We start from the raw sequence: 24598 nt of genomic DNA, 5'->3' as shown, positions 1-24598 counted from the left end.
CAAGCACTTGCTAATTTTAACTGTCATTGTAGTTATTAAGTAAACTTCTGCATACATAAAAGGCAGGTTCTCCTTCTACCAACTTTTCCATCATTGTTTGTAGCTTTTCTTCTATACAAGCGGTTATCGAATCCTCTGCTATTAGACTAACAATAGACGACTCTATTTCACCTAAAACTTCGGCATGAGATTCAGTTCTTAACAGAGCAATCAAAATATCAATGTGTTCCGGATAGTACTTAAGGTTTTTGACAGCAAGAACTCTAATTTGATAACTGTTTGCAGTAGCCAATGAAATTAAATCGTGCTTAGTTTGACGATTTCTATTTTCTGCATCACTTTTTGTTATTTGAGTATTACCGTCTGAAAATGCTTCGGGTGAAGCCACGTCGTTAGAATCTGTCATCACATACCTCAGGCTTAAATCGAGTTTTATATCAATTCACACAGATAACTAAGTAATTATGGCACCGACTAGCTTTAGATAAATAAGGGTTTACCTAAATAGCATCAGGAGTTCCCTTATTTTTAGTAAAAAAAAGCAGCCAATCAATACTATGAAAGGCTGCATTAGGTTGGAGAGTATCTGATTACCTTGAGAAAAGTATAGAGCGAACATAATCAGAAATATATGGGGGAATACCTAGCTTAATGCGCTCCTGATCCCTATAAGCTTGTTTTACTTGAAATGTTTAGCAAGTAGTCAACTATAGTGTAGTAATTCCACTTTTTATAGCGTATCGCACTAGCGACGCAAGGTCTCTTATTTGGAGTCGTTCCATTATTTGCGAACGATGAGACTCAATTGTTTTTACGCTAAGCCCCAAATCGTAGGCTATTTCTTTAGTGCCTTTGCCATCCGCTAACATTTTTAAAATCTCTGTTTGCCTTGGAGTTAATAGTTTTGCTGGTTGTAGATCAACTGGCTGCTTAGTGGGACTGATTGTTTCTAGAATTTGTTCCGAAAGTTTAGGACTAATATAAACTTCGTTTCTTAGTACGGCTTCAAGCGCTAACTCTAGTTCTACTTCGGCAGAGTCTTTTAGTAAATAAGCATGTGCACCACGCTCAATGGCAGTTTGCAAGTAGTCACTTGTATTGTGCATAGTCAATAAAATAACCGGTAGCTCTGGGTGTAAAGCTTTTACATCCGTTAAGGCATCTAATCCTGATTTATGCTTCATGGCGATATCCAGTACCACAACATCTGGACAAGTTTGCTCGATCAGCCCAATAACCTCGTTTCCATCAGCGCCCTCAGCAACCACTTCATAGTCACCCAGGTCATCTAATAATGCTCGTAGACCCGCTCGTACTAAGTGATGGTCATCAACTAAAACCACCTTTTTTCTATCTGTCATAAAAGCTCTCCTTGATAACCTTCTCTAGAGTCTAAACTTGTAAATGTATTTCGCAACGGTATTTCCACTTTAATATCAGTACCTAACAAAGGTTTTGATATTATTTTAAACTCACCACCAGCCAGCTCTACTCGCTCTTTCATATTTACCAGACCTACACTGTCACTTTGCGCGTGGACGTCAAAACCTCGACCGTCATCACTGATTTGCAATACTAAAACTTCGTCATCACTTCGTAGTTTAACTTTCACATTCTTTGCATCGGCATGCTTTACAATGTTGGTTAATGACTCTTGAACTATTCTGAACCCAACAATTTCGGCTTGTTTATCTATAAGCTCGTTAAAACCTGAGTCATCAATTTCGTAGTGCACGCCATCGATACTCAATAACTTATCCATTTGCCATTTTATAGCGGGTGAAAAACCTAATGAATCTAACTGCGCGGGGCGTAATAAAAGAGATAAGTTTCTTACTGTATCTAAGCTTTGACTTGCAATCATGTGAATATCCGAAATCTTTTCCAGTAGAGCCTCATCGGTAATACGACGACTAACCCACTTGGTTGCTAATAAAATTGCAGTTAAAGACTGGCCTACATCATCATGCAACTCTCCTGCAATTTGTTTCCTCTCAGTTTCAATTAACTGCAAGGTTTTCGACGATAGTGCGCTCAATCGATTATTGGCTTTTGCCAACGCATTTTTAACCCTCAAAACGTCAGTTAAATCTCGAATAACAAACTGGATAGACTCTATTCCATCATAAATAATTAAGTTAACAGCAACTTCCGCTTCAAAATGTTCGCCGGTATATTTTTTTAATTTAAAATTAGTAAATCCATAACTACGCTTTTTACCAGCAAGCATGTACTTTATGCGATCTCGTAACAGCGACTTGTCGTTATCTGAAACAAAATTTGAAATCATCATATCTTGTGTTTGTTCACCGTAGACAAAGTTAAATAGCTTTACCGCAGCCCGATTAAGAAAAACCACTTTCGATCTTTGCAATACCATAATGCCCTCTGGTATTGAGTCAATAAGCTGGTTCATTTGTTGCTCGCGTTGTCGTAACTTAATTTCAGTCTTTTTAACAGCGGTCATATCATACAAGGTGCCTAAAATGACATTTTCTTTTTCAAAGTATTGTGATTGAACAACAACAAAAAATTGATTTCCGCTACGATCAATAATCATTTTTTGTGCATTCAAAAAGGTATCTGCGCTTCCTTCCATAAAGGACTTTTCAACAAATTTAAAAATTGCGCAGTCGGCTTTTTTATCCAAATCTTCAATTAAAATAGGTGATGAAAACGTGTGATCAAGCCCGAGTAAATCACCAACTGACTCACTGTAATATAATAGTCGAGACGCCAAATCTAGCTCCCAATAAGCAGCGCCTGCGGCCTGACGAGTAACATTGATATCGTTTTTAACGCCATTTGAGTAACTTTCGGTACCTAACACTTTAGATGTAATTGCAACTTTAATAATACCTAAATTAGTATCATTAATATCGTAGGGGAAAAACGTAAGCTTCGACAATTTAGGGACCAACTTGCCGTGTCTATCTTTAACATTAACGCTTAGCATAAAGCTGGAATATTGTGGACGGGTTTTCAACCCCTCTAACCAGCCCTTCAATTCACCATTAGTTTCATCAGAGGTGACGTCAAAGAGACTAGTAATTATATGGTGTTCATTTAACGTTAAACGTTTTCTAGTCGATTGGTTGACTTCTAATATTTGCAAGTCATCTAAACTAATCAATAAACAGGGATTACTTGATTGATGTAATATTTCGCTATGTAGGATTTCTTTATACTCAGCCAGCCGCTTCTGATTTAATTTAAATAATAACTCAGCTATTAAACCGAGAAAAAAATACAATCCAGCAGTAACAAAAAGTACATTTATCCAATCAACAAGGTGATATTGGTTTTTTATTACAAATGTTGATAACAAAAGTGTTAAGCACAGGCTAAGTAGTATTTTAGTTAACTCCAAATGACGCATAAAACTCCCTTTTAATTATTTAAGCATCGTGGCCTTTACTGTCGTTATTAACTCTTTCAGTATATTTGCAACACACAATACGATTCCGACCTCGCTTTTTTGCTAGTTCCATTGCTTCATCTGCCCGGTTTAACATTTCGATAACGGTAATATCATCTTTTACATTTTTAGTTAAACCAATACTGACTGTTACGCCAACTCTTTCACCACCCAACCCATCTACTGATAACGTTGAAACACTATGTCTAATACGCTCTGCAATTGCATAACCTTCAGGCGCCTTAGTTTTTGGAAACATGGTGACAAAACTGTCATCGGTATAACGGCCAACAACATCGTATACTCTTATTACGTCTTGGATTAAACGACCAAACTCAATTAAAACTTTGTCTCCAATGTCTTTTCCAAATGTATCATTAATTCCTTTTAAATTATCAATATCGATTAAACAAACAACGCAATTATTTTCATAGCGGAGAGTTCGCTGCCACTCACTTTTCATTTGTTCTAACAGCGCTCTACGGCTTTTCATACCAGTTAATTCATCAGTTGTTGCCATCTGATCTATTTTATTTAGATGTTGAATTATCCTTTCACCAGCACGTAACCTCAACCACATTTCATTATGCCCAAAAGGCTTTGTTACAAAGTCGTCGACACCATTATCCAACGCTACATGCAACTCCTCGTCACTTACCTTTTTAGTGACCATTATAATATAGATGTGGCGTTTGGATTTTTGTCGAATATGAGCGCTCAATTCTATTCCCGACATATTGGGCAGCGACCAGTCTGTGATTACCATATTTATATCTGTATCTGACTCTATGACCGCTAGTGCCTGCTCGGCACAATCGAAATCTATTGGCTCGTGTCCCCACTGTTTTAAGTTGTTTACCAATAACAACCTAATGATAGGATCGTCATCTACTATTAAAACTTTCAATTAATTACGTCCTGTATAATTACTTAATTCATTTATAAGGGATTGCAGGCTTTTTTCGGTCTTGCGCCATTGTAGTTCAAATTCCAACATTTGATTCTCTTTGGCGAAGGTCTCAAGAGCTATAAAGTCAGAGTCAAAGCTACTGCCTGTTAAATTACTCAACATTCCTTTGAGCCTATGGCACAATTTAGCCAATGTGGTATGTTCTTTTTTATTAATTAATTCAGCCATATCACTAATTTCTTGAGGCAGTATCTTAGCTGTCATTTCAACCATGGCGTCAATGGTATCTTGTTGTCCTCCGGTGACCCTTTTTAAACCTATCAAGTCTAACCATTTATACTGAGCAACATTTTGACGGCTATCATGACTGCTTGCTGTTTGCATAGAAGTTTTTGGAGTTTCAGGGGAGTCTGAAATACGTATCGGTTGAGCTGAATGAACTTGAGAAAAGTATGACTCTAAAGTCATTAACAAGCCTCGTGAATCGATTGGTTTAGTGAGGTAATTATTCATACCCGCGTCAATACAAATTTGACGGTCTCCAGACAAAGCATGTGCCGTTAAGCCAATAATAACAACTGGTTTTCTATTTTTGTGACGTTCCAAGTCTCTAATCAACCTAGTAGCCTCTAACCCATCTAGCTCGGGCATCTGAACATCCATTAATATGACATCATAATCGCCACTCTTATACTGATCTAACGCTTGTTGCCCATTAAAGGCTAACGTAGTTTGGTGGCCTCTATAAGTTAAAATATCATGGACCAAACGGCTATTAATTGGATTGTCTTCCGCAACGAGTATATTGAGCAGTTTATTCGGTGCCGGTAATTCATCGTCGATGTTTGTCTGTAAATCTGGTCGGTCAATTTCCATTATTTTTACCAGCATGTTAAACACTTCTGACTGTTTAACTGGCTTTAAAATATAATTTTCAATGCCCACTTCATCGATTTTTAATAAAGCCGCACTAATATCTGTAGAGGTCAACATCATTATTGTTTGAGGTATTTTTGAGTACTTTTTCGTTAAGCTATCTATAAACGAAAAGCCATCCTCACCAGGCATATCCTTATCAACAATTAATACATCAACCTTGCCTTGATTTGCAATTTCATTTTGATAAAGAACGAGAGCCTGTTCGGAGCTACCCGCTATTATGGCCTTACACCCCCATGACATAATCATGCTCTTTAACCACTTTCGGTTAACTGAGTTATTGTCTACTACAAGACAGGTAATCCCAGTGAAATCGAAGTTATTAATAATGTGAGCATGTCCTTCTTCATCACTAAGCTTGTTAGGATCACCTTTTCGAACTGGTATTTTAATTTCAAACTCAGAACCAATCGATGGCTGACTGTTAACCGTTAAAGTGCCTCCCATTAGATTCACCAATTGACGAACAATTGGAAGCCCTAGCCCAGTGCCTCCAAACCTTCGTGTCGTAGTATTATCAGCTTGACCAAATGGTTCAAAGATTGTGGTTAATTTGTCTTCATCAATTCCAATGCCAGTATCTTTTATGGTTATTGAGAGAGTGAAAGGGTCTTCAACATTCAGTTCTGCTGTATCTACAGCGCTACAAAGCTCAACAATAACTTCTCCACTTTCTGTAAATTTCACTGCATTGCCGACTAGATTAAAAATGATCTGTCCCACTCTCATTTCATCTGCATAAATACAACTTGGGACATATAAATCAATATTATATTCCAGCTCTATCATCTTTTGATGAGCCGTAGGAGCAAACCCTTTTAATATGTCTCCCACTTTATTGTCTAATGAAAAATTATCTTCTACTAGCTCTAACATACCGGCCTCTATTTTTGAGTGATCAAGTATGTCATTAAGGATCCGTAGTAAAGAACCTGCAGAGTTTTTAATGAGCTCTAAGTATTCGTTTTGGATGGGCGTCAAGTTGGTTTTTTTCAACAAGTCAGTAATTCCTAACACTCCATTCATTGGTGTTCTAATTTCATGACTCATATTGGCTAAAAACTGGCTTTTGGCTAGGCTGTTTTTGTCTGCTTGGTCTTTTAACGCGATTAAACGTTCTTGCGCTTCTCGTAGTTCAGTTACGTCTATATTTCCGCCAACCATTTTGATCGGTTTACCTAACGTGTCAGTGACAAATGTGCCTGATGCGATAATATATTTAATTGAGCTTTCATCTAGATTTAAACGGAACTCACAAGACCAATCTCGACAATCTCGAACAGAAGCTAAAAGACTATGCTCAGCATGACTACGGTCATCTTCATGAATGAGCGCCAGCCATGTGCCATAAAGGTCAATTTCAGTGCATTTATCTGCATCTAGATTGTAAATAGAACACATATTACTGTCCCATTGCACCTCATCTGTCACTAAGTCCCAAGTCCAGACCCCTAACCCTGAAACTTTACCAGCCATTTCATTTACAAGCTTCACCTCTTTAATCTCTTTCAGAGCTGCTTGTCTTGCCTCGGCTTCTCTTGCTATTGCAATAGAACGCTCCCGAGTATTAACCAAAAGCTTAGATATGGTTACTATTAATCCACAAAAGATAAGTCCAAAAATAAACACTAAATTTGCTAAACTGCCATCGCTTATTTTATCTTTACTGGTATATATTTTGACTTTCCATTCAACGCTATCGAGCACCCTTGCCAATGATAATAAGCTCGTTGTATCTGCCTCTTTTGGTAACGAAATAATTTTCTCACCCAACTCATTTTCAATCTCTATAAATAAACCCATCTCTTTGTATCGTTCGGTTAAATTGCCGATAAATACTTGAGTATTTATTAATTGAAAAATATCTTTGGCTGAAGAGTTCAAACTTTTTTCATAAACTAAGAAGTAGTTTGTTCCAATATCACTGGTAATTTTTGCTGAGGTAAAGACGTTAGATAGTGCACTATTGTTAGCGTGATTTGCTAATTTTGAAGTGATTTTTTGCATTAAATCATCATCAACCGACTTACCTTTTACGTACAAGATAGACAATTCACTATTCAAATTTGATTGTATAATGGCTGTTACGGCACTGAGACTAACAACATATGCTTCCAAGTCGTCGGGATTAACTCGACCTGAATTAAGTAAATTATTGAGTTTGCTCATAGCTGATGAATAACGGTCAAACTCGTCATTTAAATCAGACTCTACGTGCTCTAAATAAAAAGATAAACGGCGCTCAAGTTGCAACCGCTCATGACCATTTAAGGTTTGCCACAGTGACAAGGTAATGGCGAGAATAAAAACAAATACAAGCGCAGGTATATCTATTTTAATGTGATTAGTAAATGCCTGCTGTAGATGAAATACAAAAGTTCCTAAAGAGACTAAGATGAATCCAATACATGTATGCATTGCCATATGAGTAAGTTGTCCCCAACCATACGCAGTAGTAACATCGCTAAAATAGCCTGCAAAAGCCACACTAGATACAGCAAATACGACGCAAGTCATTACTAATGAAATATTTATCGGTATATATTTTTTAGGGTAAGTACTCAGTAGAGTTAGTGCGACTCCTAATAAGAAAAAACAAATACCTGTATTCGGCGACATACGACCAGGGGAAGTTGTATTAGCATCAATAAAATGAGAGACAAACATTTCATCTAAACCAAGATTAACCCCTAGAATGTATTGCGACAAAGACAAACCACTTAAAAGCGCAATGATGACACCTAATAGCGCAGATAATTTAGATTGACTTTCGGTGAGCGACCATAAAGATAGACCTGATAGGAAAAACAACAGGGCAGTATTGAATTGCATCGGAGCAAAATCTTTATGTATTTGGACAATAGATTGGTTTTCAATTACCCAACCCATCATGACAAAACTGCCTAATGCCATTACAAAAATGGATAACAACGCAGGAAATGACTTTAAAACAGGCTGTCTATTTAACAACTTATTATCCTTAAATTTACAATTCTTAATCAAATTTAGTCTAATTCAGAATATCTACCAATATTTTCACCATCAGTTGGCAGACATTTTAAAAATTTGTTCTATAAATTAGTTATATAAGTGAGCAAATTCCACTGTCCAAAAAACAAACGCGTACCCAATATAAATACTTGATTTAATTTGATTTTATCTTTCTTTTGAGTATTAAATATACTAGTTTATATGTTTTGATTATTCAATCTAATGAGGAGAAGTGATGAGTAGCAATACGTTAGAAAGCTTCTTTTACAATGAGTATATGCCCCATGGGCACTGTTACATGTGGCAACCTCACATACTTTGGACTAACGTAGTTGCTGATTTACTAATTGCTCTCGCTTATTTTTCTATTCCAATCGCTTTGTTAATTTTTGCGCACAAGCGTCCAGACATCGGATACAAAAAGGTTACTTGGTTATTCTCATCTTTCATTTTATTTTGCGGTATCACGCACATATTCGGCATTATTACGATTTGGCAAGGTATATATGGTTGGCATGGCGTAATGAAGTCTTTTACTGCCGTTGTATCCATTAGTACTGCTATTTATTTATATCGCATCCTTCCAGCATTGGTCACTATATCAACCCCTGAAGAAGTGGAAGGAATAAAACAAACGTTAAGTAATGTTACAACCGAAAGAGAACAACTTTATCTGCAAGTAGAGCAGCAAAAGTTAGTTCAATTTATGATTGATACTATGCCAATTGGGGCGTGTTTATTAGGTAAGGAATACGAGATACTTCTATGTAACGATAGTTTTTGTTCAGAAACCGGTGTTAAAAAAGAACAAACATTATCGGTAAAATTAGAAGATTTACTTGCCCCCGATGATTCAAGTAATTTGAATTTTTTAAGCAAGCTTAATGACAAAAACACCTCTTTTTCGGATAAAAACAAGCTACAAGCCATACTTCAATTTAAAAATAGATTTGGCAATGTATTTCCAGCAGAAGTCAGCTTAGTCAAAAAACAGTTTGATCAACAATATTATTATATCTTTACGCTTCAAAATTTAACGGAAATAGAGGAAGTAAAACGTCAACTTGTCGACTCACATAAAAAGCTAGAACGAGCAATAAACGCTGCTGAAGATGGTATTTGGGAGTATCATATTCCATCAAAAAAAATGACTTGGTCAGATAAGTTCGCAGAATTGATTGGGGCGAATAACCATCTAGAAGAGTCGTTGGAAAACTGGAAACAACACATTCATCCAGACCAACTAAGAATTGTAGAAACACAATTAAACAGCCTCTTTAACAAAAAAGAACGGTTATCTATTGAGTATCTAGGTAAAAATTCCAGTGGCGAGTATGGCTGGTTTAATTTTATTGGTAAGTCAATTTTCGATGATAAAAACGTGCCTATTTCAATGTCGGGTTCACTGCGATATATACAAGACAGTAAAGCACTTAAGCAACAAGTTGCTGAGAAAACAGAGCTTTTAAACGCCATATATGAAGGTGCGAATAATGCTATTTGGGTCGTGTCAGTTGAAGACACTGAAAAATTTCGTTTTTTAACCTTTAACCGTGCCGCTAGCGAGCGATTAAATGCACCATCGGAACAAGTCGCAGGAAAACTACTAACCGAATTATCGGGCACAGTGCTATCTGCAGACATCGTAGAAAAGTTAAATCATCATTTCCAATCTTGTGTTGATATCAAGTCAGTATCCGAATACAGTGAAATGATCCCCTATCAAGGTAAAAACTGCTGGTATTTCACGTCGCTTTATCCAATTTTAAACGCTGACAATGATGTAGTGCGGATAGTTGGTTCATCTATCGATATCACCTCACAAAAAGAAGTTGAACAGCAACTTTCTGACAACAAAAACTTCTTAGAAAATATTATTGATGCAAGCATTTGTGGAATTAGTTTATTTGACTTAACACAACAAAATGTGGTCCGGGTAAATCAGCGATACACCGATATTCTGGGCTATACATTAGAAGACCTACGTAATGCTCAAGATAAGCTCAGCATTTATCACCCAGATGACTTATTGGATATATCAAATCAAATAGAACTGATAATTCAATCACCAGTGAATACTTCTCTGTCAAACAAACATAGATATCGTCATAAAAACGGTGGGTGGCGTTGGTGTAGCACTAATACAACTATTATCAAACGGGATATTTACAACAACCCTTTAATAATGCTTACCACATTCATTGATATTACCGAACAGTTAGAGTTGATGGATAAACTACAAGAGTCGAACGCCTATTTGGAGCGTTTTGCAATGGTGGCGTCTCATGATTTGCAGGAACCGCTACGTAAAATTTCAGCCTTTAGTGACATGCTTTCAGAACGACTCGCGACTGACTATGAGTTAGACGAAGACAGTGACTTTCAATTAAGCAGAATTCGTGATGCGGCAGGAAGAATGAGGGTTATGGTTTCTGATATTTTGGGGCTCTCACAAATAAATAGTATTGCAGTCCAAAAAACGATTTTTTCGCTAAATGATGTTGTCAATGCCGCCACCGACCAATTGCAAATGGCCATTGAAGACAGTGAGGCCAATATAATAATAGAAAATGGCGAAGAAACAATTCATGCAGATAAGTCATTGTTAATTCAGTTATTACAAAACTTGATTAGTAATTCGATTAAGTTCAAGTCGGACCAAGCCCCTGTTATTACTATTTCAATACAAAATTCCTCATATTTTACTATTATTAATATACAAGATAACGGTATTGGAATGGAGTCTAAATATTGTACTCAAATATTTGAGCCATTTAGGCGTTTACACGGTAAAGATAAGTATAAAGGAAGTGGCATAGGCTTGGCTATTTGTCAGCAGATATGCAAAGTCCACGGTGGCAAAATTGAATGTCAAAGTGAGTTGTCTCAAGGCACTAATTTTAAAGTGACATTAACAAAATAGGCGAATGACTATGAATCATATAATTTTAGTAGAAGATGATCCTGATGATGTCTATTTTTTTAAGAGCGGAATGAGAGATTGCGAGCGCGATTGCGATATTACTGTAATGGAGAATGGTGATAATCTGTTTCGATTTTTAGATAGGTCCGAAGTCTCTGACGAGATGGAAAGCTCTTTGATTTTTTTAGACTTAAATCTACCAAAAATGTCAGGGTTTGACATTTTAACTGCACTTAAAGAGCAAAAGTTACTAAATAAATTAGCGATAGTTATTTATACAACGTCAAATTACCAAAAGGATATCGATAAAGCATATGAATTAGGAGCAAAATCTTATTTTATAAAGCCCTCTAAGAGAGGTGATTTAATAAGTCTATTAAACACAACAACCGACTATTGGTTTAATTATAATGAGTTGCCAAGGATGAGTTAAGAATGAATGATCAATTATTATACTTGTTAGAAGACAGCAAAGATGATGTTTATTTGGTCAAATCGATGTTGATCGGAAACTTTAAATCAAATTTTAGTTTGAATAGTTTCGAGACCGTCGCAGATTTAGAAAATGGCATGAAAAACATGTCGCCCGATTTAATTATAATCGATTTAAATGTACCTGATAGTGTTGGTCTTGAAACACTGGTAAGAGTTAAAAAGTTTGCGACTAACTTCCCTATTATCGTTTTAACTGGTTATGACGATGAAGTAACGGGAGAGCGAGCAATTCAATTAGGCGCACAGGATTATATTCCAAAGTCTGATTTACATAAGTCACTTTTGTTAAGATCAATTCGATTTTCGAAAGAAAGATTCTCATTAGTAAAAAGCCTTGAAGAGAATGTTTTTAGAGATGCGTTAACCTTGTTAAATAACAGGGAGTCTTTTAATGCAAAATTAGACGAAATGGTTAACGAAGGTGTTCGTTATGGAAAGAGTTTTGCTCTATTGTTCATTGATTTAGATAACTTCAAACAAATTAATGATGAATATGGGCATCTAGTTGGAGACCAGATTTTAAAATCAGTGGGTTCTAGACTGAATGTATTCAATCGGGGTTCTGATTATGTTGCACGGTACGGTGGGGACGAATTTGTGTTACTTGCACCGAATATTTCTGATTTAACTAATTTGAGCCAGCTAGCCAAAATTAAGTTTGATGTTATTAGCGGTGCCTACGCCGTGGAAACCTCTCAACTAGCGGTAAAAAACATTATTGTTGAAGCGAGCGTTGGCGGTGCGATCTTTGATATGCATGGCAAAACAGCGAATGAATTAATCAAGTCTGCAGATGAAGCCATGTACAAAGCTAAGACACAACAAACCGGTATTGCCTTAGCAGATACTCCTATATTGCAAAAATATTTAGAACAAGACAAAACTAGCGATTAGTTCGCTAGTTTTGTCTAACTAAAATACTTTAGCCTTTGATAAACTCGGGGTAAGCATCAATACCACACTCGGATCGATCAATACCCTCATACTCCTGCTGTTTAGTTACTCGCAGACCTACAGTCTTTTTCAATAGTAGCCATACCGCCGAGCTGGTCACAAACACCCACAGAAAGATAGTTAACGCTCCAACAATTTGTCCAAATAGACTCACTTCTGGGTTAGTAATTGGCACAATAAGTAAACCCATCAAACCAACAACACCATGAACTGATATGGCCCCCACCGGATCATCGATTTTCAATTTATCTAAACCTAAAATTGACAGAACAACAATGATCCCAGCCAATAATCCAAATAAACTAGCCGTTAATGCCGTTGGTGTTGTAGGCTCTGCTGTAATAACGACTAACCCGGCTAAAGCACCGTTTAACGCCATAGTTAAATCAGCTTTTTTAAACAGCACCATACTTGTTACTAACGCACCAATGACACCACTTGCTGCTGCCGCATTAGTATTTAAAAATACCATAGCGACCGTGTTCGCACTGGACATATCTGAAAGTTTTAACACTGAGCCGCCGTTAAATCCGAACCATCCCATCCACAAAATAAAAGTACCAAGCGCAGCTAATGGCATATTAGATCCCGGTATTGCAACAGCTTTACCAGAGGCGCTATATTTTCCCGTTCTTGCTCCTAAAAAGATAACGCCTGATAATGCGGCGGAAGCACCGGCCATATGAACTATGCCAGAGCCAGCAAAGTCTGAAAAACCAAGCTCCTCTAACGAATACAAACCAAATACAGAAGCTCCGTTCCAGGTCCATGCACCTTCTACAGGATAAATGAAGCCTGTCATTACGACCGCAAACGCTAAGAACACCCATAGCTTCATTCGTTCGGCAACAGCACCCGAAACTATAGACATGGCGGTTGCAACAAACACCACTTGAAAAAAGAAGTCTGCAGCAGAAGAATAAACGGCATCACCTAACATAGGATCTTTTTTATCAGCGAAAGACTTTAGAACCTCAGCTTCATTAATCGACTCTATTGCGATTAAGCCTAAACCACCGTCATACATGATTGCGTAACCACAAATTAGATACATGACGCACGAAATTGAATAAAGCGCGATATTTTTAGTTAGAATTTCAGTTGTGTTTTTAGCTCTGACTAAACCGGCTTCTAGCATAGCAAAGCCAGCCGCCATCCACATAACGAGAGCGCCACAGACTAAGAAGTAGAAGGTATCCATTGCATATTGTAAATGAGAAATTTGAACGTCCATATTAGCTCCTAAATTGCATTGTTGTCAGTTTCGCCAGTACGTATCCGTATGACTTGCTCTAATTCTGTGACAAAGATCTTTCCATCGCCGATTCGACCTGTACCAGCAGTTTCCAGAATAACTTCTATTAAACGTTCAACTTGTTCGTCTAACACAGCAATCTCTAACTTCATTTTAGGTAAGAAGTCCACTTGGTATTCAGCGCCTCGATACAACTCTGTGTGTCCTTTTTGGCGTCCAAACCCTTTAACCTCTGATACGGTCAAGCCCTCTATGCCAATCTCACTGATGGCTTCTCTTACATCGTCAAGTTTAAAAGGCTTGACGATAGCGGTTACCATTTTCATATAATTAGCGCTCCTTTAAGTTTTAATCTCACAATTAGTAATAGCTTTGAAAGAAGAGTGCCAAAACTTAACTTGTTGATTTTTAAAACTTAAAGTGGAAAATAATATTTGGGGCATAAAAAAAGCACCATAGCGGTGCTTAAATTGAGTTAAATTGGTGCAATAACTCTAAAAATACACTTGGGTGATTGCTTGTTTTATTCTTACCCTCACTTTTTGATTATAAAAAGAATCGTGGGTACGCACTTTAATTGATTGATGGTGCCAATTAAGAGTGCTTTCAAAAAACTCACCAACAAAACGCTCACTATCTATCATAAAGGTAGGAGTTGTTGACGTTGTACTATTATTACTTTGAAGACCTATTTGATGCGGCCTTAAGTAAACCTTAACTTGCTCGCCTATTTTACTAGATAAGTCCGTTTTCCCTGCGTATGGCAAAAGCCCCCACTCACTGGATAGCTGACTTGGATTTTCAATAACGGCAGGAAGCCAAACACCTGGTCCCAAAAACTCAGTAACAAATTCGTTGGCGGGGTAATTGAATAACTCGCCGGGAGTGTCAATTTGAGCAATTTCTCCAGATTGCAAAACGGCTATTCTATCGCAAAACACAAAAGCTTCATTTTGATTGTGTGTCACGAATAAAGCGGCAATATTTGACGACTTAAGAATGACGCGGATTTCCTCGATTAACTCAAATCTAAATTGAGGATCTAAGTTAGAAAATGCTTCATCAAACAATAGTAGCTCCGGCTCAGTTGCCAACGCTCTCGCAATTGCGACACGTTGTTGTTGTCCACCAGATAGTTGATGAGGATAACTATGTTTATATTCCGTCATTTTTATCAGGGATAACAACTCTTCTACTTTTGCTTCACGTTTTGCTAAATCCCACCTTTTTATCCCAAACTCAATATTTTCCAGTACCGTTAAATGAGGAAACAGAGCGTAATCTTGAAATATTAACCCTATATTTCGCTGTTCAGTAGGCAAGTTAACATCATCTGCATTAAGCACTCGCCCTGACAGTAAAACATCACCATTAACTTGTTTAAGAAGGCCGGTAACTGCTTTTAATATTGTACTTTTACCACTACCAGATGGACCAAATAGTGCGACTATCTCACCATTTGAAATGGACAGGTCTAAGTCTTTTATTACAACTTGATCACCGTAACTTACTGATAAATTTTTTATAGTTAATAACGACACTTATATTTCCTAGCTCTAGCTATGTTCAATCGAGCGATTAATAAAAATAAGAGGGATAAGACCAACAATTACAATTAATATTGCACCCAGTGCAGCCTGCTCCAATTGCTCGTCACTCGCATATTGAAAAACATATGTCGGTAACGTGTCAAAGTTAAATGGCCTTAATAACAGAGCTGCTGGTAATTCCTTCATACTCTCAACAAAAATTAACAAGCCCGCCACAAAAGCGCTTCTTTTTAATAAAGGCCAATGTATCTTACGAAACAGACGACTTTGTTTACTTCCTAAGCTTTTGGCTGCCCAATCATAACTGACATTTAATTGCTGAAAGCTGGTTCTAATACTATTGTTAGCGATCGCTAAAAAACGAACAATATGGGTGAAAATAATAGCCACCACGGTGCCACTTAATATCAGTCCAGGTGTTGTCCACCCAAAAGCGCCAGCTATATCGTTAATTGTATGATCTAACCCACTTAGTGGGATAAGTACGGCAATTGCTAATACCGTCCCAGGTACCGCGTATCCAAGGCTTGCAATATTTAGACTGTTTTTAGATAAGTTCGTTTTATTGCTTCTTAAATTGACATTCAGTACCAAGGCAATTATTACACTCAACATTGACACTACTATCGCTATATAAGCACTATTCCAAGCGTACTGCAGTACCTCTAACGACCAAACTTCTTGGTAATAGTCAATGGCATAGTTAAGTAGCACGAATGCAGGAACTGCAAACCCTGCGATAAAGATCAGACTACAAAATAATACTGCTAATATATTTTTTGATCCTTTTAATTGATAAGTCAGCGGCTGGATCGACATTTTTGCACTATTACTGTCTTTACCGCGTTTATTGGTTTTATGTTCTAGTACAATTAGCGCAAAAACACCCACTATCATTAATACCGAAAGCTTCGCTGCGCTGGCTAGGTCATAATAACCAAGCCAAGTGTCATAAACTGCAGTGGTAAGTGTATTTACTGCAAAATAATGAACCGTGGCAAAATCGGCCAAAGTTTCCATAAGAACCAATGAAACCGCTGCAACGATGGAGTTTTTCGCTATTGGTAGAGAGACTGAGAAAAAGCTTCGAAGTGGCGAGTAACCTAAGGTTCTAGCGGCAAGCGTTAGTGATGCATTTTGGTTTAAAAAGTTTGCCTTGGCCATCAAGTACACATATGGGAATAGTACTAGAGCCAACATACAAGCTGCGCCACCTAAAGAACGTATATCGAAAAACCAATAATCATCCGGTGAGCTCCAATTAAACCAAGTTCGAAGCGTAGTCTGAATCGGACCAGCGTAATCAAATAGGTCAGTGTATGTATACGCAATTAAGTATCCTGGCATCGCTAAGGGCAATACCAATGCCCAATTAAATAAATGTTTACCTGAAAACTCGCAACAAGCCACCAGCCACGCAACTGGAACGCCGATTAAAGTAACAAGTAAACCTACGGCGGCCATTAGAGTTATTGTATTTACAACATAGTCTGATAAAACCGTTTCACGAATATGTTGAAAGCTTTGACCCGCTTCTGTAAACGATGTGACGACTAACGCCAGAATTGGTAGCGCTATTATTAATGCGAGAAAGGCTGACGCATAGGTCAGCCTAGAAGTTTTTAACTGCATTGGATATCTGTGTAGTTATAAATCAAATTTAACTTTATCCACAAGTTTTAGCGCCTGCTCTCGATACTTTGCGATTTCTGTTAAAGGAAGCGAGTCTTCTTTAAACGAGCCCCAACTCAATACCATTTTTGATGCACTGACTGCTGGATTAACTGGATACTCCATGTTTAGCGATGCATATTGTTGTTGCGCTGATTCATCAACTAAGTAGGCTAATAATTTTTTCGCGTTATCTTTGTTTGGTGCATGTTTAGTGATCACCGCACCAGAAACGTTTATATGAGCACCACGGTCTTTTTGGTTTGGAAACACTAGGTTTACCGCATCAGCCCAAGGCTTCTGTTTTTCATCCGTTAACATTTTGCCAAAGTAGTAACTGTTACCAAGTGAAATCTCACACAAGCCTTCTTTAATGGCTTTTACTTGGCCACGATCATTGCCCTGTGGCTTACGTGCTAAGTTTGATTTTACACCTTTTAGCCAAGATTCAGTATCTGCCTCACCGTGATGAGCAATCATTGAAGCGATTAACCCTAAATTGTACGGGTGTTTACCACTGCGAGTACAAACTTTTCCTGCAAAACTTTTATCGCTCAAGTCTTCATATTTAACAGTACTTACATCAACACTAGAATTTTTGCTTACGTACAAACCGCGAGCTCGTTTAGTAAGAGCAATCCAATGATCACCTTCATCACGAAACTGTGATGGGACAATATCGTTTACCAAATTAGAATCGATTTTCTGAGTCAAACCTTCTGTTTTTAACTGAAGTAACTTATTAAAATCCGAAGTTAACACTACGTCTGCTGGACTGTATTTACCTTCTCGTTTTAAACGTTCAATTAACCCTTTTTTAGAAAACACAACTTTTGTCTTGATACCGGTTTCAGCGGTAAATTTTTCTAAGATAGGCTCAATAAGAAATGGCTGACGAAAAGAGTAAATATTAACAGTGTCTGAACTTTGAGCCACTGTAGAAGTAAGAGAAGTGAAAAGCGTTATAGCAATTAAAAATAAACGTTTCATTGTGTACCCTTTGTTTATGTTATTCATTTTTCTAATTGAGAATGATTCTCATTTATTTTATATAACGTTTTAACAATGTACAGAAAAATTTATCGTGAAAATAAAAAAAAGCCTCCAATGAGGCTTTTTTTGTCAACTTATCGAGAGACTCGGTAAATTATGCGTTAACTGCATCTTTGATTGCTTTACCAGCTTTGAAAGCAGGAACTTTAGCAGCAGCAATTTGAATAGTTTCACCAGTTTGAGGGTTACGGCCAGTGCGAGCTGCACGGTCATTAACTTTGAAAGTACCGAAACCAACTAAAGAAACGTCGCCGCCTTTAGCAAGTTCTTCAGTTACTGTAGAAACTAGGCTGTTAAGTGCACGTTCTGCGTCAGCTTTAGTCATGTCAGCACTTTGTGCCATTTTTTCGATTAGTTCACTTTTGTTCATTATTTTATCCTTTAGTTGAGACAAGGCTTATCCTATGGAACCTATTTATAAAATTCAACAGTTGTTTTCGTATAATCCGTAAAAATAACCACTTTTTTGCAACTTTTAGGTAATATGTAGAGTTTTCAAGCCCTACACGCCTTGTGCTAACATGGCTTTAGCTAAAATATGGAAGCCTGCAACACTTGCACCACGTTCATAATTTACGTCGCCAGTATCACTTTCACCGCATTTAACACACTGACCATGTATGTGTTTCATAATGTCGCGTAAACGACCGTCTAAATATTCAAAGGTCTGACTTTCAAAGCCCGCGTTTTGTGACATCTCTAATCCAGAAACGGCTACCCCACCAGCATTTGATGCTTTACCGGGAATGTAGCAACAGTTTTTTGCATTGTGAATAGCTTCAATTGCTTCGGAAGTACAAGGCATATTTGCACCACAAATGACCACTTTGCAGCCATTTTTAATAAGTGTTGATGCTTCATCACCGTTCATTTCGTTTTGAGTGGCGCAAGGCACAGCAACATCACACTTATATTGCCATGGTTTTTCACCCGCTCGCCATTCACCATCTCGCTCTTCTGCAAAAGACAACAAAGTATTGTCTTTGATATTGTCATATTTAATTAACCACTCAATATCATCGTTACTAAAGCCATTATCTTTAAAAAGTACGCCTCGAGAGTTTGATAAAGTAATAACGTTAGCACCTTGCTCTAGTGCTTTTTTCGCTGCAAATAGGGCTACGTTGCCAGCACCGGATATTGTTAACGTTAAGCCCTCTAATTCCAGTTCTTTATGTTCAAGAACATGCTGTAGAAAATAAATAACACCAAAACCGGTGGCTTCTGTGCGAACTAAACTTCCGCCCATTTCTATTGCCTTTCCAGTTAGCACACCGCTAAACTGATTCCGTATTTTACGGTACTGGCCGTATAAAAAGCCGATTTCTCGTGCGCCCACATTGATATCTCCAGCGGGTACATCAACGTTTGCTCCTATATGACGATAAAGCTGTGTCATAAACGCTTGGCAAAAACTCATAATCTCATGATCGCTTCTACCTTTTGGATCAAAGTCAGATCCACCCTTACCTCCGCCCAAAGGCAAACCTGTTAACGCATTTTTGAAACATTGTTCAAACGCTAAAAATTTAATCACAGATTCACTTACAGTTGGATGAAATCTCAATCCCCCTTTATAAGGCCCAATTAAATTCGATTGTTGAACGCGCCAACCTCTATTCAATTGAGCACAGCCTCTGTCGTCTAACCATTCAACTTTAAATGAAATGATTCTATCCGGTTCAGTTAAGCGCTCAAAGATACGATACCTTCGGTACTCATCGTTATCCTCTAACTCTTCTGCGACATTATCTAGTATCTCAGTAACGGCTTGCATAAACTCAATCTGGTTTGGATTTCTCTCTGTAATACGATTTTTCAATTCAGAGATATACTGACTATCCGGCATGGTGACTCCTTGTTATGAATTATTAGTTGGCGCAAACTTGAACAAAATATAACCTACCACACCGGCAAACAAAGAAGTAACAAGAATTGCTGTTTTTGCAATGGCTTGCGTTTCTAAACTGTTTTCAAAACCTAAACCTGTGATAAATATAGACATGGTAAAACCAATACCGCCGAGCATCCCAAGTCCAACTATGTGTCTCATGGTTAGTCCTTTGGGTAATTGGCCAATACCTGTTTTTATCGATAACCAAACCATAAATGGAATACCTAGCCCTTTACCTACAACGAGTCCTAAAAAGATCCCCCAGGCCAAGGTGCTATTTAGCGTTTCCAATAAACTTGATGAATCTAACTGTACACCGGCATTAGAGAAGGCAAATATTGGTAAAACAAGTAACCCCACTGGTGTATGAAGTAACTGCTCCCATCTACGTAGTGGAGTGGTCGCTTGATTTGCCGTAACCTTTAATTGCTCTGCTAATTCGTGTTGTGTTTTGGAAGCAAGTACAGGCTTTCGGCTACCTTTATTGATAACGATACGCTGAAAACGTTGAGTAATTTTTGATAGTTTTTCAACCATTACGGTCGGTTTATGTTTAGGCCTAGCTGGTATTGCCGCCGCTATTAAGATACCGGCAATAGTCGCGTGAACACCAGAGCTTAAAACTGACAACCACAATAAAATACCAACGAACATGTACATAAATGGACGACGAATGCCGATAAAATTAAAGAAGAACAGGACTCCGGTTAGAATTGCTGACAACAGCAAGTAAAAGCTATTTATAGAGTCTGTGTAAAACAATGCGATTACCATAATCGCGCCAATATCATCGATAATTGCTAAGCCAGTTAAGAAAGCAAAGGCGGCCAGAGGGGCTCGAGTCCCTAACAAAGCTAATATTCCTACGGCAAACGCCGTATCCGTCGCCATCGGAATACCCCAACCCGCGATATATTCTGTATTGTAGTTGAGTACAGCAAATATAGTCGCTGGGAAAAACATACCACCAGCTGCGGCGGCTAAAACTGGTATTAAACTGCTTGGCGAACTTAAGTCACCGACTAGAACCTCTCGCTTAATTTCCATACCTAATAGTAGAAAAAATAAAGCCATTAGCCCGTCGTTAACCCAATGCAATATCGACATCTGATACAAATTATCATTCACTGCTAGCCCAAACAGGGCATGTAATCCCCCGTAAACGGAATCAGCATAGTTTGAGTTTGCAATTATCAATGCCACTATAGTCGTCACTAGTAAAACCTTACTACTCGTCGTTTGATCATCAATAAATCGCTGAAAAGGAATAAGTAACTGCTCTACTTTTTTTTCAATAACAGGGGCTTTTACTCCAACCTTAGGCATTGTGTTCACTCCTTGCTTGATTAGATAACTTTTTCAGTACTTCGATAGCATCAAAGTAAGTCGCAATTAGGTCAGCCACTCTGCGTTTTTCAACTTCAGATTTTGACAACTGATATGTGCTTCGAAGTTCACTAAGATGTTCATTCTCTATTTTTAAGCGCTGTTCAAGTAACGATAGCTCTGGTGTTGACGTATTGCCCACTCGCGCTTGATAAAAGTGATTATTCCAATTAGACATTATCAAATGAATAACATCGGTATCATGACTCGATGACATCCATTGTTTTACTTTGCCTGCTAGCTGTTGAAAAACCGTAGATACTTTTATAAGTCCGTGCCGAACAGACAAGTCTTCTACTTGATTGGCTAAGTCTTCGTAAAATTGACTAGCCTCGATAAATACTAGGGGACCTGGGTCATAATGCTGTTTCATCTTGTACAACCTACTTAATTCAGAAAAACAGAGTAAAGTAGCCAGCTTTGTGCCAAACCTACAATAAAAACACTAACAGATTGTTATTAAACGACTTTACAAACCTAGGACATAAACTATGCCTACAATATTTAGCTGAAATTCTCTGTGTTCTTGAATAAATGACCTGATGCTTATGTAATATTTACAGTAAATACAGCAGGGATCTTGTCTATATCTAACCAACAAAAATAAAAACACGCAATTTCAACAAGTTACAAATAAGGCATGGTTCTAGCTTTAGTTCTATAATTAACTAATAACCGTTGAATCCACTTCAACTGAGGTTTTTCATGTACATAGAGTATTTATACGGATTTTTTGGCGCTCTACTGGCCTACACGGCAACTCAAATCGACTCTGTGATCCTGAGTGTTTTGCTTAACTGGATCGCTATTTCGCTGTTAGTCGTGTTTGTTGCTTACATGACGAATCAGCCAAGAATTTTTAGAAAACGTACCGATGGTTCTATCCCGGTCGCGATTCGGTTTATCTTTCTACCTTTTATGGTTGGTGTACAGTTATACAACACGATCGCAAAACGTAAAGACGTTAAAAGAAACAGACACTACATTCATCACATTCAAGATCATATATACCTAGCCAGCCGCTTATCTGCGGAAGAGGCTATGGAGTTAGAAGAACATGACGTCAAGGCGGTATTAGATGTCACCGCTGAGTTCGACGCGTTAGACTGGAGTAGTCGTTTTCTAGATATCGATTACTTAAACATTCCCATTCTAGATCATCGTAGCCCAACCCCTGAGCAATTGAGACAAGCATTAAATTGGATTGATAACAAACGAAGACAAAACAAGCCGGTTATGGTGCATTGTGCTTTAGGCAGAGGTCGTTCTTTATTTTGTGTTGCTGCTTATTTGCTGGCAAAACACCCAGAAAAAGAGGTAAGAGACGTCCTTAGCAGTATCACTGATATTCGTAATCAAGCCGGTTTAAACAAAAAACAATTGAAAAGGCTGATTCAGTATCGAGAAGCTGGCCTTTTAACCTTAATGCAACCTGCTTGGTTAATTGCTAATCCTGTCTCGGGTAAAGGTAAATGGCCAAAATACAAAAATAAAATTCAGGCCTATCTAGAACAAAGGTTTAATCTAATTGTTGTAGAAACAACCGAAACCAAAAGTGCACAGGACTGGGCAAAAGAAGCAATCGATAAGCGCACATCACTTGTCATCGCGGCGGGTGGAGATGGCACGCTTGCTGAAGTTGCAACAGAGTTGACTAATACTGATATCAAGTTTGGCATAATCCCATTAGGTACAGCCAATGCATTGGCCCATACACTGTTTGGCGTATCCAGTAAAATTATACCCGTAGAAACCGCCATAAAACATATCGTGAGTAACAACACGATTGCTATGGACACCGCAATTTGTAACGAAAAAACCATGCTGCTTGTATCAGCCGTTGGTATAGAAGAAGAAATGATATCGTCTGCCGATCGAGATGCTAAAAACAAACTTGGTCAATTTGCATATTTACATGGATTTTGGCAAGCACTGAATACGTCTGAGCAATTGGATTTAATGGTCCAATTTGACTCAAATCAAGCAAAACATATACAGACGCGTAGTTTAGTCGTTGCCAACGCTGCACCTTTCTCTACGGTTTTAGCCCAAGGCGACGGCAAACCCGATTTCCACGATGGACTATTAAATGTTACTTGGTTTGATGAGAGCAATACATCTCTCGAAAACTTCACTGATGTAGCAAGCTTAATCGTCGCTGGAGTATCAGAAAACCCTGCACCTGACTCGATTCATACAGCTAAGGTGGAAACAATTAAGATTCGAAGTAAAAACCCGATTGGATATGTCATCGACGGTGAGACTTTTGAATCAACAGAAATAAACATCGCAATAAAACCGGCATCGCTTAATGTGCTCTTATCGAAAGAAGCTATTGAGCAAACTGTTGAAAACGGAGACGCGAAATGAACATAAACATTAATACTCTAATTGGCTTTAAAATTAAGACAATTGATGGCACGTATGGCTTTGTTGCAGATCTTTTATTTACTGATGAAGACCATGTCGTTCGATATTTAGTTGTTGACCCGCAAAAGTGGAATCCACTGAGCCAAAAGCTCTTAGTATCACCAGTTTCAGTCTATTATGTGAACCTGGACGCAAAAGAGGTTTGCCTAAGTATCGATACCGAAAAGTTACTACAGAGTCCAGATGTAGAGGAGCAGGAAACGGTATCTCGTCATTTTGAAACAGAGTTGTATCGTTATTATGGTTATGGCTACTATTGGATGGGCACCGACCTTTGGGGAATGAGTTCAGATCCAAGCTTACTCCAAGCAACTATTGCGAAAGAAGAGGTAGCCGATAATCGAACAGAGCAAGAGATACACTTAAGATCCACTAACGAAGTGTTTAGTTATCTTGCTAAAAGTAGCGACGAGCAAAGCCTGCAACTTTCTGATTTTGTGTTTAATACTAAATCTTGGTTAATATCATTTGCTGTGATTGACTGTCATACAGGTATGCTATCAAAAGAGCGTAGCCTAATTAAAATAGCCGCTATCAAACAATATAATTGGCACGAGCAGTCTGTTTCACTGAGTTTGCATTCGGAGCAGATCAAGGGAAACCCCCACTTTGAACCTAAGTTACTTAACAGCGAGAAGTTTTTGGCGATGATGGATGTTTCTCCCACCACCCCGGATTTTGGTGGCTAGTGTAGGATCTCCCAACAGCTTTAATAATTGCACTGAACAG

General features: G+C 38.0%; 19 protein-coding genes. 5 read left to right on the top strand and 14 right to left on the bottom strand.

Annotation, left to right across the window (positions count from 1 at the left end):
- Positions 1-16: 16 nt before the first annotated feature.
- The 5 genes from ACZ1GV_RS02310 to ACZ1GV_RS02290 all read right to left on the bottom strand — a co-directional run bounded on the left by ACZ1GV_RS02310 (position 17) and on the right by ACZ1GV_RS02290 (position 8237).
- Entirely contained in the window at positions 17-406 is a 390-nt protein-coding gene (locus ACZ1GV_RS02310) for a hypothetical protein (protein ID WP_472675071.1), read from the bottom strand.
- 301 nt (positions 407-707) lie between these two features.
- Entirely contained in the window at positions 708-1361 is a 654-nt protein-coding gene (locus tag ACZ1GV_RS02305; RefSeq protein WP_472675070.1) for a response regulator, read from the bottom strand.
- Positions 1358-3379: a PAS domain-containing sensor histidine kinase gene (locus tag ACZ1GV_RS02300; protein WP_472675069.1), complete on the bottom strand. Its 2022-nt coding sequence runs from the start codon at positions 3377-3379 to the stop codon at positions 1358-1360. The genes ACZ1GV_RS02305 and ACZ1GV_RS02300 overlap by 4 nt, the downstream gene beginning before the upstream one ends.
- Before the next feature lie 19 nt (positions 3380-3398).
- Positions 3399-4325, bottom strand: a complete 927-nt coding sequence (locus ACZ1GV_RS02295; protein ID WP_472675068.1) for a GGDEF domain-containing response regulator — start codon at positions 4323-4325, stop codon at positions 3399-3401.
- Positions 4326-8237 carry a response regulator gene (locus ACZ1GV_RS02290; RefSeq protein ID WP_472675067.1) on the bottom strand — a complete coding sequence of 1304 codons (3912 nt, stop codon included), beginning with the start codon at positions 8235-8237 and terminating at the stop codon, positions 4326-4328.
- Between the two features lie 256 nt (positions 8238-8493).
- Between ACZ1GV_RS02290 and ACZ1GV_RS02285 the strand changes: the two genes are divergently transcribed.
- Genes ACZ1GV_RS02285 through ACZ1GV_RS02275 form a run of 3 tightly spaced genes read left to right on the top strand, consistent with a single transcriptional unit; the run spans position 8494 to position 12570 of the window.
- Positions 8494-11181 carry a PAS domain S-box protein gene (locus tag ACZ1GV_RS02285; protein ID WP_472675066.1) on the top strand — a complete coding sequence of 896 codons (2688 nt, stop codon included), beginning with the start codon at positions 8494-8496 and terminating at the stop codon, positions 11179-11181.
- A gap of 10 nt (positions 11182-11191) precedes the next feature.
- A complete protein-coding gene (locus ACZ1GV_RS02280; protein ID WP_472675065.1) occupies positions 11192-11614 on the top strand; it encodes a response regulator in 423 nt (140 codons plus the stop codon).
- Between the two features lie 2 nt (positions 11615-11616).
- On the top strand, positions 11617-12570 hold the full coding sequence (locus ACZ1GV_RS02275) for a GGDEF domain-containing protein (protein ID WP_472675064.1): 954 nt from the start codon (positions 11617-11619) through the stop codon (positions 12568-12570).
- A 28-nt stretch (positions 12571-12598) separates the two neighbouring features.
- Here the strand turns inward: ACZ1GV_RS02275 and ACZ1GV_RS02270 are convergent, their stop codons facing one another.
- From ACZ1GV_RS02270 to ACZ1GV_RS02230, 9 genes are all read right to left on the bottom strand, one after another.
- Complete coding sequence (locus ACZ1GV_RS02270) at positions 12599-13864, bottom strand: ammonium transporter (protein WP_472675063.1); 1266 nt, start codon at positions 13862-13864, stop codon at positions 12599-12601.
- 8 nt (positions 13865-13872) lie between these two features.
- A complete protein-coding gene (gene glnK, locus ACZ1GV_RS02265; protein WP_210560180.1) occupies positions 13873-14211 on the bottom strand; it encodes a P-II family nitrogen regulator in 339 nt (112 codons plus the stop codon).
- A 168-nt stretch (positions 14212-14379) separates the two neighbouring features.
- Positions 14380-15426 (bottom strand): ABC transporter ATP-binding protein, encoded by a 1047-nt coding sequence (locus ACZ1GV_RS02260; protein WP_472675062.1) that lies wholly within the window; start codon positions 15424-15426, stop codon positions 14380-14382.
- A gap of 15 nt (positions 15427-15441) precedes the next feature.
- On the bottom strand, positions 15442-17067 hold the full coding sequence (locus ACZ1GV_RS02255) for an ABC transporter permease (RefSeq protein WP_472675061.1): 1626 nt from the start codon (positions 17065-17067) through the stop codon (positions 15442-15444).
- A 15-nt stretch (positions 17068-17082) separates the two neighbouring features.
- Complete coding sequence (locus ACZ1GV_RS02250; protein ID WP_472675060.1) at positions 17083-18096, bottom strand: extracellular solute-binding protein; 1014 nt, start codon at positions 18094-18096, stop codon at positions 17083-17085.
- 157 nt (positions 18097-18253) lie between these two features.
- Positions 18254-18529 (bottom strand): HU family DNA-binding protein, encoded by a 276-nt coding sequence (locus tag ACZ1GV_RS02245; protein ID WP_155696186.1) that lies wholly within the window; start codon positions 18527-18529, stop codon positions 18254-18256.
- Between the two features lie 132 nt (positions 18530-18661).
- On the bottom strand, positions 18662-20008 hold the full coding sequence (gene gdhA / locus ACZ1GV_RS02240; protein WP_472675059.1) for an NADP-specific glutamate dehydrogenase: 1347 nt from the start codon (positions 20006-20008) through the stop codon (positions 18662-18664).
- A 12-nt stretch (positions 20009-20020) separates the two neighbouring features.
- On the bottom strand, positions 20021-21379 hold the full coding sequence (gene nhaA, locus ACZ1GV_RS02235) for a Na+/H+ antiporter NhaA (RefSeq protein ID WP_472675058.1): 1359 nt from the start codon (positions 21377-21379) through the stop codon (positions 20021-20023).
- Positions 21372-21812, bottom strand: coding sequence for a hypothetical protein (locus ACZ1GV_RS02230; protein ID WP_472675057.1), 441 nt, complete (start codon positions 21810-21812; stop codon positions 21372-21374). Before ACZ1GV_RS02230 ends, nhaA begins: the two co-directional genes overlap by 8 nt.
- Positions 21813-22144: 332 nt before the next feature.
- Between ACZ1GV_RS02230 and ACZ1GV_RS02225 the strand changes: the two genes are divergently transcribed.
- Entirely contained in the window at positions 22145-23809 is a 1665-nt protein-coding gene (locus ACZ1GV_RS02225) for a diacylglycerol kinase family protein (protein WP_472675056.1), read from the top strand.
- Entirely contained in the window at positions 23806-24558 is a 753-nt protein-coding gene (locus ACZ1GV_RS02220) for a PRC-barrel domain-containing protein (protein ID WP_472675055.1), read from the top strand. Before ACZ1GV_RS02225 ends, ACZ1GV_RS02220 begins: the two co-directional genes overlap by 4 nt.
- The last annotated feature ends 40 nt before the right edge of the window (positions 24559-24598 follow it).

It is taken from the genome of Psychrosphaera sp. HA2-10 (assembly GCF_055693745.1).
Note: the sequence above shows the minus strand (reverse complement) of the source record. Positions and strands in the feature narration are given on the sequence as shown.